Annotated in this window: 15 protein-coding genes; 7 read left to right on the top strand and 8 right to left on the bottom strand. The window is 72.4% G+C overall.

Annotated elements, in window-relative coordinates; translation table 11 throughout:
* Positions 1 to 77: 77 nt before the first annotated feature.
* Complete coding sequence (locus R2737_00075) at positions 78 to 1,667, top strand: MFS transporter (protein MEZ5114632.1); 1,590 nt, start codon at positions 78 to 80, stop codon at positions 1,665 to 1,667.
* Between the two features lie 137 nt (positions 1,668 to 1,804).
* Here the strand turns inward: R2737_00075 and R2737_00070 are convergent, their stop codons facing one another.
* Positions 1,805 to 1,996, bottom strand: a complete 192-nt coding sequence (locus R2737_00070) for a hypothetical protein (GenBank protein ID MEZ5114631.1) — start codon at positions 1,994 to 1,996, stop codon at positions 1,805 to 1,807.
* Positions 1,997 to 2,203: 207 nt separating this feature from the next.
* Between R2737_00070 and R2737_00065 the strand changes: the two genes are divergently transcribed.
* Complete coding sequence (locus tag R2737_00065; GenBank protein ID MEZ5114630.1) at positions 2,204 to 2,932, top strand: DUF4386 domain-containing protein; 729 nt, start codon at positions 2,204 to 2,206, stop codon at positions 2,930 to 2,932.
* Here the strand turns inward: R2737_00065 and R2737_00060 are convergent, their stop codons facing one another.
* Positions 2,933 to 3,691, bottom strand: a complete 759-nt coding sequence (locus tag R2737_00060; GenBank protein ID MEZ5114629.1) for a thioredoxin domain-containing protein — start codon at positions 3,689 to 3,691, stop codon at positions 2,933 to 2,935.
* Positions 3,692 to 4,034: 343 nt separating this feature from the next.
* On the opposite strand from R2737_00060, the gene R2737_00055 reads away from it, so the two are divergent.
* On the top strand, positions 4,035 to 4,466 hold the full coding sequence (locus tag R2737_00055) for a universal stress protein (GenBank protein MEZ5114628.1): 432 nt from the start codon (positions 4,035 to 4,037) through the stop codon (positions 4,464 to 4,466).
* Between the two features lie 81 nt (positions 4,467 to 4,547).
* Here R2737_00055 and R2737_00050 read toward each other — a convergent pair whose 3' ends face one another.
* Entirely contained in the window at positions 4,548 to 4,751 is a 204-nt protein-coding gene (locus R2737_00050; GenBank protein ID MEZ5114627.1) for a Rho termination factor N-terminal domain-containing protein, read from the bottom strand.
* Positions 4,752 to 4,816: 65 nt separating this feature from the next.
* Here R2737_00050 and R2737_00045 point away from each other — a divergent pair, with 65 nt between their 5' ends.
* From R2737_00045 to R2737_00035, 3 genes are all read left to right on the top strand, one after another.
* Positions 4,817 to 5,335 carry a hypothetical protein gene (locus R2737_00045; protein MEZ5114626.1) on the top strand — a complete coding sequence of 173 codons (519 nt, stop codon included), beginning with the start codon at positions 4,817 to 4,819 and terminating at the stop codon, positions 5,333 to 5,335.
* A gap of 25 nt (positions 5,336 to 5,360) precedes the next feature.
* Complete coding sequence (locus R2737_00040; GenBank protein MEZ5114625.1) at positions 5,361 to 5,702, top strand: hypothetical protein; 342 nt, start codon at positions 5,361 to 5,363, stop codon at positions 5,700 to 5,702.
* 128 nt (positions 5,703 to 5,830) lie between these two features.
* Positions 5,831 to 7,171, top strand: a complete 1,341-nt coding sequence (locus tag R2737_00035) for an NAD-dependent succinate-semialdehyde dehydrogenase (GenBank protein MEZ5114624.1) — start codon at positions 5,831 to 5,833, stop codon at positions 7,169 to 7,171.
* 23 nt (positions 7,172 to 7,194) lie between these two features.
* Here R2737_00035 and R2737_00030 read toward each other — a convergent pair whose 3' ends face one another.
* The 3 genes from R2737_00030 to R2737_00020 are packed head-to-tail and all read right to left on the bottom strand — an operon-like array spanning position 7,195 to position 9,665.
* Positions 7,195 to 8,406 (bottom strand): FAD-dependent oxidoreductase, encoded by a 1,212-nt coding sequence (locus R2737_00030; GenBank protein ID MEZ5114623.1) that lies wholly within the window; start codon positions 8,404 to 8,406, stop codon positions 7,195 to 7,197.
* 60 nt (positions 8,407 to 8,466) lie between these two features.
* A complete protein-coding gene (locus R2737_00025) occupies positions 8,467 to 8,676 on the bottom strand; it encodes a PTS ascorbate transporter subunit IIC (GenBank protein ID MEZ5114622.1) in 210 nt (69 codons plus the stop codon).
* A complete protein-coding gene (locus R2737_00020; GenBank protein ID MEZ5114621.1) occupies positions 8,676 to 9,665 on the bottom strand; it encodes an SPFH domain-containing protein in 990 nt (329 codons plus the stop codon). Before R2737_00020 ends, R2737_00025 begins: the two co-directional genes overlap by 1 nt.
* 251 nt (positions 9,666 to 9,916) lie before the next feature.
* Here R2737_00020 and R2737_00015 point away from each other — a divergent pair, with 251 nt between their 5' ends.
* Complete coding sequence (locus R2737_00015) at positions 9,917 to 11,320, top strand: DUF222 domain-containing protein (GenBank protein ID MEZ5114620.1); 1,404 nt, start codon at positions 9,917 to 9,919, stop codon at positions 11,318 to 11,320.
* A 112-nt stretch (positions 11,321 to 11,432) separates the two neighbouring features.
* Here R2737_00015 and R2737_00010 read toward each other — a convergent pair whose 3' ends face one another.
* Complete coding sequence (locus R2737_00010; GenBank protein MEZ5114619.1) at positions 11,433 to 12,095, bottom strand: hypothetical protein; 663 nt, start codon at positions 12,093 to 12,095, stop codon at positions 11,433 to 11,435.
* Positions 12,096 to 12,185: 90 nt separating this feature from the next.
* Positions 12,186 to 13,694: an alpha/beta fold hydrolase gene (locus R2737_00005; protein ID MEZ5114618.1), complete on the bottom strand. Its 1,509-nt coding sequence runs from the start codon at positions 13,692 to 13,694 to the stop codon at positions 12,186 to 12,188.
* Between the last annotated feature and the right edge of the window lie 29 nt (positions 13,695 to 13,723).

Below are 13,723 nucleotides of genomic sequence, written 5' to 3'. Positions count from 1 at the left end.
GTGGCGGTGACGGCGTTCCGGGCCTGACCGCCGCGGGAACGTCTCTCGGGCAGCCAGTCCGACCGGTGGGGGCGCCGATGAGATCGGGGACGGGGTCCACGGCGCCGGAGTCCCCGGAGCGGGTCCGGCTCGACCACGACCAGCGGATGCTGGTCCTCGGCGTCTGCGTCGCCGTCGGCGCGACCTGCGTCATCCCGGCCACGTACAACTACGTCGTCGGCCCGATGATGGCGACCTTCGACTCCGAGGAAGGGACGTCGTCCCTCCTCCGGCAGGTGCCGAACATCGCCTCGTTGCTCGTGCTGTTCGTGGCGGGGGTGCTCGGGGCCTGGCTGGGCGAGCGCCGCACGATGGTCATCGGCGGAGTCGTGATGGCCGTCGGGAACCTGGTCGTGATGGTGGCGCCGACCTACCCCGTCGTGATCGTGGGCCTTGCGCTCGAGGCGGCCGGCACCACCGTCCTCGCCGTCGTGGCGCTGAGCGTCATCGGTGCGCGCATCCACGACGAGGGCGCGCGCGCCAGCGCCTTCGCCACGTTCACGATGGTCAGCCCCGCGGTGTACCTCGTCCTCCCGGTGCTCGCCGGCGTCCTGCTCGAGATGGTCACCTGGCGGGCGGTCGCCGGGATCTGGGCGCTCGCGGCGGTCGCCGCGGTCGTCGCGTCGCTGCGGCTCATCCCCGCCGGCGACGGGGGACCACGCCGGGAGCTGCTCACGCCGTTGCTGGCCGGAGTGGTCTGCCTGGCGGTCGTGCAGGCGATCTCGAACATGCACGTCGACGGCTCGGTGTCGGTCGCGACCGTGGTCCGACTCGGCGTCGCCGCGGTGGGGATCGCCCTGCTCGTCTGGGCCTTCCGACGGCTGCCGTCACCGTCGCTGTCGCTGGCGGCCCTGCGGCGCGGTGGCGTGGTCCTGCTGCTCGTCGTCGTCGCGCTGTGGTGCTTCACCCAGCTCTGGTACTACATGACCCTCGCGTTCGAGTACGTGTTCGGGCTCAACGTGTTCTGGACGGCGATGGCGATGGTTCCGGCCCAGCTGTGCGCGGTCGTGGGCGCCCGTGCCGCTGGCCGGATGGTGCAGCGCCGGGGGATCACCTTCAGCGGCGCGGCCCTACTGTGCGGCACCGGGGTGTCGCTCGCACTGGCGGTGGCGGTCAACGTCGACTCGCCGTTGTGGTGGGCGATCGTCGTCACCTGCCTCTACAGCATGTTCACGGTCGCGGCCGGGGTGCCGCTGACCAACGCGATCATGGACTCGGCACCTCCGGGCGAGGAGGGCAGCGCGGCGGCGTTCCGCAGCGCCGCCATCAACATCGGCCTGGTGATCGGCATCGCGATCGTGTCCTCGTTCGTCTACACGGCCTTCACCACCTCGCTGGCGGGCCAGTTCGACGCGGCCGGGCTCGAGCCGGGCCAGGCCGCGGACATCGCCGAGGACCTCCGCGACGGAGCGGCGTCCGAGGAGGAGGCGGCCATCTACGCGGTCCCGGTGGGGAGGGTCGAGGAGATCGGCCGGATGCAGCAGGTCGCCATGATGGACGGCCTCGACGCGCAGAGCTGGTCCGGCGCGGTCGTGTCCTTCCTGTCGGCCGGCGCGTTCGTCTGGGCCCGCCGACGCCAGCAGCGTGCACCGAAACCGCTGCAACCCGGCTCCGGAGGCGGCCCGTAGCAGCGGTTTCGGTGATGGGGGCGCGAGGCCCCGGATCAACCGCGGCCGCGCTCGTTCTCATCTGGGCCACCGCCCGGCGTCCCCGCACTGCCGACGACCGCGGAGATCACCCGCCGGAGCCGCGACGGACCCGTCGGTCAGGAGGCGCCGAGCGCCGCGAACGCGTAGTAGACCATCCACGCGGGCCAGAGCAGCCCCTGCACGATCGCGAGCAGGTACTCCCAGAAGCCGTCCGCCTGCTGCCAGAAGTAGACCAGGCTGCCGAAGATGCCCAGGCCGTAGATCGCACCGCCGCCCGCGGCCACGGACGTGTTGCCGCCGTTGCTCATGCTGCCTCCGTACGACATGGCAGCGACCGGCGCTCCGGCAGTGCACCGGGGTCGGCCCCCGCCCGCGCCCAGTGTCCGCCCGCGACCCTGCCGGGCGCACGGGTCGAAGGTCGCCGCAGGCATGCGGGACCTCTTCCTCTGGGCCTCCGCGGCGGCTGCGGGTTGGCTGGGGGGCACATCCGGCCTTCGTTCCCGGGAGGACGCATGGTGAGCGACCGGACCACCGCGCGGGTCGTCGGGATCCTCTTCATCGTCGCCAGCGTGACGGCGATCCTCGGCGGCAGCCTCATCCAGCCCATCACGGAGTCGGGCGGCGCCCTCGACGTCGCCACCGGAGGCGATGCGCCCGTGGTCGCGGGCATCCTCCTGGAGCTGGTGCTCGTGGCCTCCGTCGGAGGTATCGCGGCACTGCTGTTCCCGGTCCTGCGCCGGGTCCACGAGGGCATGGCGATGGGCTACGTGGTGGCGCGGACCCTCGAGGCAGGGGTGCTCCTGGCCGCCAGCCTGGCGGCACTGGTGTCCGTCGCCAGCGTGCGCGGACTACCCGAGTCGGACCTGGCCGACATCAGCGCGTTCGACGTGTCCCTGGCCGTGCGCGAGCAGGCCTACCTGGTGGGCTCCCTGGTGATGCTCGGGGTCGGCGGTCTCCTGCTGTACGCACTGCTGTACCGCGGCCGGCTGGTGCCGGTGTGGCTGTCCCTGTGGGGGCTGGCCGGAGCCGCGCTGATCCTGCTGCGCGGGCTGCTGGAGATGGGCGGCGTCAACCTCGACGTCGCCGTGCAGGCAGCGCTGGCCGCCCCGATCGGCCTGCAGGAGATGGTGCTCGCGGTGTGGCTGATCGTGCGCGGCTTCCGCGCCATTCCCGTCCCGGCGGCGCCGGGTTCATCGTCGGGTACGCCGGCGGGTGCCGGCGCGACCACCCGCGCGGGCGGGTGACTACGAGATCTGGCTCGGGGACACCTGGACCTCGTCGACCAGGACGGTGGGGGTGCCCCCCACGCCGCGCGCGAAACCGCGCTGCGTGGCCTCGGTGACGTAGTCGTTGAAGGCCCCGGAGTTGATGCACTCGGCCGCGCCGGGAGCACCCGCCTTCGTGGCCAGCTTCACCAGCGTCGCGTTGTCGAACTGGGTCGGCGGCTCAGCGGGGTCCTGGATCGCGTACACCTGCGCAGCGAACTCGGCCCACGCCTCCGGTCCGGCCTCGTCGACCACGCACGCGGCCGCGTTCGCGGCGCGCACGGACGGCTCGCCCAGGAAGGCGAGGGTCGTGTAGGCGATCTGCCACTTCCCGTCGGCGACCAGGCCCGACCACGGCTCGGCGAACGAGTCCTCCAGGGCCTTGCAGTACGGGCACTGGAAGTCGATGAAGACGTCCGCCAGCGGCGCCTGCGGGTTCGTGGTCAGGACGACGGCGCCGTACTCGTTGACGTTGCGGGGCGCAGCGGCCGTGAACGGTGAGGTATCTGCGGCGGAGAAGGTCTCCTGCGGGGTCGGTTCCGACTCGGGCGTCGTGGCGGCGGCCTCGGGGACGGGGGCCACCGTCACGGTCGCGGCGGCCGCCGGCGTCGACGGGCTCGCCGTGGCGTGACCCCACAGGTAGCCGACCAGGAGCCCGATCGCGAGGGCGCCGACCGACAGCGGGATCGCCGTCGCCGCAACCAGGGCCTTGGGTGAGATCGCCATGCCCTTCGGCACCGGCGTTCCGCCGGGCGGCGGGAGCGGGGGCAGCGACGACGACGCGTCGGCCGCGGGAGACGGCGATGATCCCGGCTGCCCCGGCGGTGGCGCAGACGGGGGGATCGGGCCCTCGGGCCGGTCGGGGCTGTCGGGCGTGGTCATCCGCGGTGCACCTGTCCGTCGTCGTGGGGCGAACCCGGTCGGTCCACCTCGCCGCCCGGCCATTCTGCCTCGCCCCGCCGCGCCGCTCGGCACCGCCATGTGACGCACCGACGCCGCCCGGATAGGGACCTGCGCCCGTCGACGCGGTCGCTGGGACGGGCGCAGACTGGAGGTGTCAGCGACCTCGAGGAGGCGCGTGATGACAGACAAGCCGTTCATCGTCGTAGGAGCGGACGGGTCCGACCTCAGCATCCTCGCCCTGCAGTGGGCCGTGGATCACGCTCGGCTCATCGGCGCCGAGGTGCGTGTGATCACGGCGTTCAGCATCCCTTGGACGATCTTCGTCACTCCGACCTACACCGGAGCGGACTACGAGCGGGACGCGCGCGAGATGCTCGAACTCACCGTCGAGAAGGCACTGCCGGGCGGGACCGACGTGCCCCTCCGGGTATCGACCGCGCAGGTGCGCCCGGCGATCGCGCTCACCGCGGCCGCCAAGGGCGCAGAACTGCTGGTGGTCGGTGCCCAGGGACACGGTGAACTGCCCGGCATGCACCTCGGCTCGGTGGCCACGTACTGCGTCCACCACGCCCCGTGCCCGGTGGTCGTCGTGCGGCGCAGCGAGCCGTAGCCGTCGCCCTTGCCGCCCGGCAGCGGCAGGGGACCGCGTTCTGGCCGGCAGCCCCCTACCGCGTCGTCCCGTCGGCGTGGATCAGCGTGCGCGAAGGGCGGCGATGAGTTCCGCCTTGTTCATCGACGACCGACCCTCGATCAGCCGCTCGGATGCCAGGTCGTGCAACTCCTCAACGGTCATCTCCTCGAACCGCTCGGTGGCCGGTCGGCCGCGGAACCTCCGCTCCAGGTCCAGTCGCAGACTCTCGATTCCCTCGTGGATCGCGTGGAACCGCGTCCGCACTTCGACGTCGTCGAGGACCTCGGACCGTGTCCAGCACCGCGCGACACCGCATAGCGTCGGACGCTGTGAGAGCGCTCGTGGTGTACGAGTCGATGTTCGGGGACAACCAGCAGGTGGCGCGGGCGATCGCAGCCGGCCTCGTGGCGGCGGGGAGGGACGCCGAGGCCGTGGAAGTCGGGGTAGCGCCCCAGCACATCGGGAGCGACGTGTCTCTGCTCGTGGTCGGTTCGCCGAACCACGCCTGGAGCTTGCCCCGACCGTCGACCCGCAAGGACGCCGCGGAGAAGGCGGACGGGCCCCTGGTCAGTCAGGGGATCGGGGTCCGGGAGTGGCTCGACCTGTTGTCCGTCGACGCCGGTGTGCGCACAGCTGCCTACGACACCCGGGGGTCGCATCCGAAGGCAGTCGTCCGGTTCGACCACGCGTCGACCAGCATCGAGAAGGCCCTCGCCAGGCTGGGGGGCCACAGGGTGGCCCCCGCCGAGCACTTCCTCGTCGCCGACATGAAGGGCCCGCTCGAGCCCGGCGAGATCGAGCGGGCGCAGGCCTGGGGCGCCACCCTGTCCGGCGCGCTGGACCAGTAGCCACGGTCGAATCCGAGAGGACGCCATGAAGTACCAGGAACTGTTGCAGCAGGCGCACGACTCGCTCACCGGCAGCCGCGTGTATGCCGAGGCGTACCAGCAGGACGGCATCACGGTGATCACCGCCGCGTCGGTCATGGGCGGCGGCGGGGGCGGCACCGGCACGGACAAGGAGGGCCAGGAGGGGGAGGGTGGTGGCCTGGGTCTGGCCGCCCGCCCGACCGGCGCCTTCGTGATCAAGAACGGAAAGGTCGCCTGGGTCCCGGCCGTCGACGTCAACCGCGTGGTCGCGATCTCGGCCGTGGTCGCGGTCGTCGCGATCCTCTGCGCGACCCGCGTCGCCCGGGCTCGGGCGCGCGCGGACTAGGACCTTCCTCGTCGCTGGCCCCGCCAGTTTCGCTACCCCGGACACCGACGACGTCCGGGTGAGGTAGTAGTGGTGGCACCACCCGCCGCCACCTGTCGCCGAACTGCCGCCCGCGCCCGAGGAGACCCATGGACATCTTCGCCGTCGTCGACCCGCGTACCGGGGAGACCCTGGCCACCTACCCCTCGGCCACGGACGCGGAGGTCACCGAGGCCGTCCTTCGGACTCACCAGGCTCATCCGGCCTGGGCGGCACTGCCGGTGGCCGAGCGCGCCGCCGTGGTCCGCCGGGTCGGGGAGCTCCACCTCGAGCGTGCCGACGAGCTCGCGCGCACGATCACGCGAGAGATGGGCAAGCCGACCGCCGACGCGGTGGGCGAGGTGGAGTTCAGCGCGGCCATCTACGCCTACTACGCCGACCACGGCGAGGCGATGCTGGCGGACCGGCCGATCGACGTAGCCGAGGGCGACGGCTCCGCAGTCATCCGGCCCTGTTCCGTCGGAGCCCTGCTGGGCATCATGCCGTGGAACTACCCCTACTACCAGATCGCTCGCTTCGCCGGACCGAATGTCCTGGTCGGCAACACCATTCTGCTCAAGCACGCGCCGCAGTGCCCCGAGTCCGCGCTCGCCGTGGAGGCCATCTTCCGCGACGCTGGCGCCCCGGACGGCGTCTACACCAACCTGTTCGCCACCGTCGACCAGATCGAGTCGATCATCGCCAGCCCGTACGTCCGGGGCGTGTCCCTGACCGGGTCCGAGCGCGCCGGTTCCGCGGTCGCAGCCCTGGCCGGGAAGTATCTGAAGAAGGTGGTTCTCGAGCTCGGCGGCTCGGATCCCTTCATCGTCCTGAGCACCGATGACCTCGACGCGACGGTCTCCGCAGCGGTGGCGGCCCGGCTGGAGAACACCGGCCAGGCATGCAACGCAGGCAAGCGGTTCCTCATCGCCGCGGACCTGTACGACGAGTTCTCGGAGAGGTTCTACGAAGCGCTGCGGCAGAGCTACTCCGGCGCCCCGCTGTCGTCCGATCGCGCGGCCAGGACCCTCGGCGAGCAGGTCGCTCGGGCGGTCGAGCACGGGGCAGTGCTGCGTACGGACGGCAGTCCCGATGGTGCGCACTTCCCCCCGGGCGTCCTGACCGACCTGACGCCGGACAACCCTGTCTACCGCGAGGAGCTCTTCGGCCCCGTCGCTCAGCTCTACCGCGTCCGGGACGAGGCGGAGGCCGTCGCGCTGGCCAACGACACCTCGTTCGGGCTCGGCTCGTACGTGTTCACGACCGATCCCGAGCAGGCCCGCCGCGTCGCCGACGCGCTCGACACGGGCATGGTCTTCGTCAACGGTGTCGGACTCGACAGTGTCGACATGCCGTTCGGTGGGACCAAGAGCTCGGGCTTCGGCCGGGAACTGGGCACGTTGGGCATCGAGGAGTTCCTGAACAAGAAGCTCATCCGCGTGGCGGGCTAGTACCAGCGACGCGGCGGCCTCCGTCAGAGCGGGGTCGCGGGGTCGGCCAACCGGTCGCGATCCACGGGCGGGCCTGCGAGCAGCGCGCGGATCGAGTCGCCCGCGTCCCAGACGTTGACGTTCATCGCGGCCCTGACCCGAGAGTCCTTCAGCCAGAAGGCGATGAACTCCAGCGCGTCGAGGTCCCCGCGCACCACGACCTCGTCGTAGTCGCCCGGCTCGACGTACCCGACGTACTCCATCCCCAGGTCGTACTGGTCGGTGTAGAAGTACGGCTGGCGCTCGTAGACGGCGGGCTCACCGAGGATGTTGGCCGCGGCGACCGCGGGCTGGTTGAGGGCGTTCGCCCAGTGCTCGACCCGGACGAGCCGGCCGAGTAGCGGGTGCCAGGCGCGCGCCACGTCCCCGACCGCATAGACATGCGGGGACTCGGTCCGCAGGTGCTCGTCCACGACGATCCCGTCCTCGACGCGCAGCCCGGCCCGCTCCGCGACCTCGGTGTTCGGCACGACGCCGACGCCGACCAGCACGTGGTTGGCGGCGACCCGGGTGCCGTCGGAGAGAGCGACCCCCTGAACCCGCTCCTGGCCCTCCAGCGCGTCGATGCGGACGTCGGTCCGCAGGTCCACGCCATGGCGGCGGTGCAGGTCGGTGAAGACGCTCGCCATCTCCGGACCGAGCACCCGCAGCAGCGGGAGGCTCGCGGCCTCCAGGACGGACACGTCACGACCTGCCTCGCGGGCCGCCGCGGCTGCCTCCAGTCCGATCCAGCCGCCACCGATGACGGCGAGTCGGCCGCCCTGCGCCAGAACGTCCTTGAGCCGGTCGCTGTCCTCGAGCCGGCGTAGCGTCAGCACTCCGTCCAGGTCGGCACCGGGCAGGTCCAACAACCGCGGGCGTGACCCAGTGGCGAGGACGGCGTCATCGAAGCGCAGCACCTCGCCGCCGGCGAGCTCGATCTCGCGGGAGCCGGGATCCAGCCGTACCGCTTCGGTGTCCCGACGCAGGTCGATCCCCTGCTCGTCGTACCACGACTCCGGATGGACGAACACGCTGTCCCGGTCGTCCTTGCCCTGCAGGTAGCGCTTCGACAGCGGCGGGCGCTCGTAGGGGCGGTGCGGCTCGTCCCCCACGAGAGTGATCCCGCCGTCGAATCCCCGCTCGCGCAACGCCTCGGCGGTCTTGGCTCCGGCTAGTCCCGCTCCCACGATGACCACGCGTCCGGCATCGGACATGACGACCTCCTCGAGTCCCTCCGTCTCCCCACCGTGTCACCACCTCCGGTGCCTGTCGACTCAAGGACGTCCGGCACGTCCGGCGGGCGGGGGATCGTCCCCGGTGGCGGACGGACCCTCGTACGGCCCCGTACGACGGCGCCGTACGGCATCTCGCAGCAGGTACTCGATCAGTCCGTTGACGCTGCGCAGGTCGTCGGCGGCCCAGCGCTCCAGCTCGACCCACAGCGCGGGATCGAGCCGGAGCGGGTACTGCTTGCGCGGAGGCATCAGGTGTAGAGCGTCCCGGTGTTGAGGACCGGCGTGACGTCCGACTCCCCGCACAGCACAACCATGAGGTTGCTGACCATCGCGGCCTTGCGCTCGTCGTCCAGATCGACGACGTGAGCCTGGGTCAGCTCGCCGAGTGCCATCTCGACCATGCTGACCGCGCCCGTCACGATCTTGCGACGGGCGGCGATGACGGCCTCCGCCTGCTGGCGCCGCAGCATGGCCTGCGCGATCTCGGGCGCGTACGCGAGGTGCGTCAGTCGCGCGTCCTCCACCACCACCCCGGCGACGGCGAGACGCGCGGCCAGGTCCTGCCGCAGCGCCGCGGACACCTCGTCCGGGTTGCCGCGCAGGGTCACCAGGTCGGCCTCGGGGTCGTCACCCTGGTCGTACGGGTACGCGGTGGCCACGTGCCGCAGCGCGGTCTCCGCCTGCGTCACGACGTACGTCGGGAAGCTCTCGACGTCGAAGACGGCCTGGGCGGTGTCGTGCACGCGCCACACGACCATGGCTGCGATCTCGACCGGGTTGCCGCGCTGGTCGTTGACCTTGAGCTTGTCGCCCAGCAGCGTGCGCGCTCGCAAGGAGACCTTGAACCGACTGGGCCACTTCGCCTTCTGGCCCTTCTCCTTCGTCTCCTCCTGCTGCTGGGGGGCGCCGGCTTCTGCGTTGGAGTAGAACGGGTTTCCCCAGTGGAAGCCGGCGGCCCGGACGGTTCCCACGTAGCGACCGAACAACACCAGCACCCGCGCCTCGTTGGGCTGCAACGAGAAGAAGCCCGCCATCAGGATCCCCGCGACGACCACGACGACGACCCCGGAACCGAGCACCCAGCCGCCGGCCGCAGCCGACCCGGTCTCGGACGTCGCCGCGGAGGCGAGCATCACCGCACCCCACACGATCAGCCCGACCCCCAGGACCAGGGCCAGCAGGTCGACGACCAGCATCACCCAGCCGTTGCGGACCTTGACGACGCGTTCCACGGTCATGACGCCACCTCCTATCGGTCCGGCCGGCGATGGCCGGCACGGGACTCGACCGACAGCAAGGTGATATCACTTCGATATCACTCGGCGCCAGGGCCCGACGGCCGAACGGGCCGCTCGGGGTCGTCTGGCACCGCCGAACGCTGACTCGAACGCCAGGGACCTTCTGCGCCGCAACGACTTTCCTTGCTTCGGGGGTTGCGCTCGCGGGAGGCCGGGAGTAGGCTTCGTACAGTTGTTCGGACGGGGGGATCGTGACACCGCAGCAGTTCGCGCAGACGCTGGACCGGCTGCGCACCGACATCACCACGCTGGGCCAGGCCGGCCCGGATGACGTCCCGGCGGTGCTGGCCGCGGACGCGGCGGTGGTGCTGGCGCAGCTGGTCGCCCGGGCCGAGGCGGTGCTGGCCGGTATGGAGCGCCGGGTCGAGACCTCCGCGCTGTGGGCCCACGACGGGGCCCGCTCGGCCGCGACCTGGCTGGCCCGGCGGTCCGGGGCCTCCCGCGGGGAGGTGACCGCGCGGCTGACCGCGGCACGCCAGTGCGAGCAGCGGCCCGAGTTCGCGCCGGGCTTCGCCGCCGGGGACATCCGGGTGCGGCACCTCACGCTGCTGGCCTCCGCGCTGGAGGGGCCCGGGCCGCGGCGGCGGCGCCGCCGCGAGGCGTTCCCGTCCGTCGCCGACGCCTTCGCCGCCGTCGCCGGGGCCACCGGCCCGTCCCGGTTCGCCAAGGAGCTGGCCCGCTGGTGCGACGCCATCGACCCCGACACCGCTCTGGAGGACGAGAACTCCGCGTGGGAGGACCGGCACCTGGTCTTCACCGAACTGGGCGGCAGCGTGCTGTTCCAAGGCTCCCTGCCGCTGGCCGAAGGACGGCTGCTCAAGCGCCGCTGCGAAGCCGTCGCCGCCCACCAGCGCAAGGAGGACAGCGCGGACACCGGGGCGCCCCGCCCCGGCCGGCCCGCCCTGCTCGTCGACGCCCTGTGCCACCTGGTCGAGGTCGCCGCCGCCAGCAACGCGGTCCCCGCGATCGACGGCGTCCCCCCGCAGATCCTCGTCATCGTCCCCGCCACCGACCTCGGCCACGCCTTCGCCCCGGCCGGCGGCTCAGCCGACCACCACCCCACCGGTCACGCCGGCGGCAGCCCGCCCGGCAACCTCGGACCCCAGCCGCCCGCGCCGACCGACCGACAACCGCCCGACCGGGCCCGGTCCCACGCCCCGGTCCTGCTCGGCAACGGACACCAGCCCGCCGGCATCACCGCGGCCCAGGCCCGGCGGCTGGCCTGCGGCGACGCCGAGATCCGCCGCCTGCTGCTCAACGCTGACAGCGTGGTGACCGACCTGGGCCGCACCCGACGCATCGCCACCCGCGACCAACGCCGCTACCTCCTGCTACGCGACGGCGGCTGCCGCTTCGCCGGCTGCGGCATGCCCGCCGACCGCTGCCAACCCCACCACCTGCACCACTGGGCCGACGGCGGACCCACCGACGTATCCCAGATGGCATGCCTCTGCACCCACTGCCACCACCTCGTCCACGAAGGCGGCTACCAACTCACCGGCAACCCCGAGGACGACCTGACCACCCTGCGCCCCGACGGCACCCAACTCGGCCCCACCCACCCCGCACCCAGCCCCACCCTGCTCGCCGTCTGACGACAGCCGGCTGACCGCAACCGTCTGACGGGCGACGGGGCCGGCCCACCCACCGCGGGAGAGCCGGGCCGTCCAGCCCTGCTCCGGCGGGGTGGCGTCGTCCGACGGGGTACTACGTCGCGTTGACGCAGACGGCGTAGGCGCGGAACCCGGCCGTCGCCACGGTCGAGGTCACGCTGTAGGACGTGAGCCAGCCGGCCCCGCCGTCGGTCGGGCCCGACGACGAGACGCTGGCGGCACTGGTGTTGATCCAGACGCCGCTGGACGTGTAGAACGACCCACCCCCGCCGACGGCTCGCATCCCGGTGGGACAGGTCGCCGTGGCGCTGCCCCAGGCGGAGGTGGTACCGGCGGCCCAGGGCTTGGACTCGGTGACGATCTGGTAGCCGGAGACACCCGCCGGGCCTGCCGGCCCCGCCGGCCCGGCCGGCCCCGCGGGTCCTGGCTCGCCGGCCGGGCCCTGGGGTCCGGCCGGACCTGCCGCCCCGGCCAGACCCGGGCTCCCCGTCGGCCCGGCCGGTCCGCGGAGGTTCCACTGCAGCGCCACCTCGGCCGCCCGACACTTCTTCGCGCCGCCGACGAGCAGCCGCATCGCACCGGTCTTCTTGTTCGCGCAGGCGCGGTACGTCGACGCGGTCGCCTGCGGTGCGGAGGCCGCCACCTGCTGCACGGTGGCGATCGTCGGCGGGGATCCGGTGACGAGAGCGCCGGCGGCGACGAAGCCCGCGAGGGCGCCGGTCAGGGTCAGCAGGATCGGTGTCGTGAGTCCGCGCATGGTCTACCCCTGGGGCGCCGGCCGTCGCCCATCGACGGCGACTTCGGCAGGGTAGACCCGCACGCACCAGGGGAACAGCCCCCTGCTCGGCTACTGCGCGACCTCCAGCGAGTTCGGGCAGGCCCGGTCGGTGGGCGGCAGAGTGAGGTCGAGGACGTAGGCGTTCGCGACCTCGTTCACGCACTCGGACCCGGCGTAGCCCCACGTCACGTGCTGGCCGCCGGCGTACGTCACGGTGCGGGACCGGGGGAACGCGCGCGACATCCGCGCGGTCCACTGCACGACGGTCGACCCGTCCCGGGACGACCCGAGGATGAGGACCGGCAGCGACGAACCGGCCCCGGTCATGACCGGGATCGGGTCCGGCTTCACGCTCAGCCCGGAGCACCCCGCGCCGAACATCAGCGCCAACGCGGCCCCGTACCGCGGCGCCCAGCGCTTCGTCTGGCGGACCGCGGCGATGACCTGTGCCGTCGACGGGCGGTCGGCGTAGTCCAGGCAGTTGACCACCGAGAAGACACCGCCGGCGTTGCTGTTGGGCAGAGCTCGCTGGAACTCCACCGCCTGCGCCCCGGCCTCCCGGCCCTCCTGCTGCGCCGCGCCCGTGCCGAAGATCGCCGCGTGCCAGGCGTCCACGAAGGTCGCCACCACCGGGTAGGCGCTCTGCTGGGCGATGAAGCCGTACACGAAGTCGAGCGCGACGGACCGGTCGAGGACCTGGCCGTCGGCAAGCTTCACGGTGCGCCTGTTGAGCACCGACATGACCCGCAGCCAGCGACGGTTCGACTCCGGGTAGACGTCGGCGAAGGACCCGTACGCCTGGTCCGGCCCGACGCCTCCCTCGGTCAGGCTCAGTGCCGTCGAGGCCGGGTCGATGGAACCGTCCAGCACGATGGCGCGGACCCGGTCGGGGTAGCGCAGCGCGTAGACGTAGCCGATCCGAGTGCCATAGCTCAGCCCCCAGTACGTCAGCTTCTCGTCACCGACCGCGGCGCGGATCCGGTCGAGATCCGCCACCGCCTCCATCGTGCCCATGTGCTCGAGGGCCGCACCGACCTTCCGTTCGCACTGGCGGTTGACGGCCCCGAGGTCGGTGATGAAGCGGCGAGTCACCGCCGCCCAGTCCACCGGGCCGGTCAGGGGCCGCTGGGGCCAGGCCGTCCGGCAGCCCTCCTTCGCCAGGGAGGGGCTGGACTGGTTGACCCCGCGCGGGTCCCACGACACCAGGTCGAAGCGCTGCTTCACCACGTCCGGCAGCCGGTCCCAGTTGCCCGCGATCGTGTCCAGGCCCGAACCGCCGGGGCCCCCGGGGTTGTAGATCAGCGAGCCGATCCGCTCCTCCGACGTACCACTCGCCCGATGCCGCACCAGGGCCAGCGTGAACGTCGGGCCGGCGGGCCTGCGCCGGTCCTGGGGCACCTTCATCGAGGCGCACTCGAACCCGCCGTCCGCCAGCGCCTCGTCGGCGCAGGGGGCCCACCGCAACGCGGTCGCCCGCGGCGCCTGCTCCGCTGCCGCGAGGGTCGGTGGTACGACGGCGACTCCCGCCACGCACGCGACGGAGACACTCAGGACGACGACGCGACGGCGACCGATCATCGCAACTCCCTACCACGCGTGGCGACGAC

The sequence above is a fragment of the Candidatus Nanopelagicales bacterium genome (assembly GCA_041393815.1).
Lineage (GTDB): Bacteria > Actinomycetota > Actinomycetes > S36-B12 > JAWKJK01 > JAWKJK01.
This window is presented reverse-complemented; position numbering and strand designations above follow the sequence as displayed.

Coding starts and splice junctions, on each gene's coding strand:
- R2737_00075 (MEZ5114632.1), top strand. CDS start 78: ATGAGATCGGGGACGGGGTCCACGGCGCCGGAGTCCCCGGAGCGGGTC.
- R2737_00070 (MEZ5114631.1), bottom strand. CDS start 1,996: ATGAGCAACGGCGGCAACACGTCCGTGGCCGCGGGCGGCGGTGCGATC.
- R2737_00055 (MEZ5114628.1), top strand. CDS start 4,035: ATGACAGACAAGCCGTTCATCGTCGTAGGAGCGGACGGGTCCGACCTC.
- R2737_00040 (MEZ5114625.1), top strand. CDS start 5,361: ATGAAGTACCAGGAACTGTTGCAGCAGGCGCACGACTCGCTCACCGGC.
- R2737_00035 (MEZ5114624.1), top strand. CDS start 5,831: ATGGACATCTTCGCCGTCGTCGACCCGCGTACCGGGGAGACCCTGGCC.
- R2737_00030 (MEZ5114623.1), bottom strand. CDS start 8,406: ATGTCCGATGCCGGACGCGTGGTCATCGTGGGAGCGGGACTAGCCGGA.
- R2737_00025 (MEZ5114622.1), bottom strand. CDS start 8,676: ATGCCTCCGCGCAAGCAGTACCCGCTCCGGCTCGATCCCGCGCTGTGG.
- R2737_00020 (MEZ5114621.1), bottom strand. CDS start 9,665: ATGACCGTGGAACGCGTCGTCAAGGTCCGCAACGGCTGGGTGATGCTG.
- R2737_00010 (MEZ5114619.1), bottom strand. CDS start 12,095: ATGCGCGGACTCACGACACCGATCCTGCTGACCCTGACCGGCGCCCTC.
- R2737_00005 (MEZ5114618.1), bottom strand. CDS start 13,694: ATGATCGGTCGCCGTCGCGTCGTCGTCCTGAGTGTCTCCGTCGCGTGC.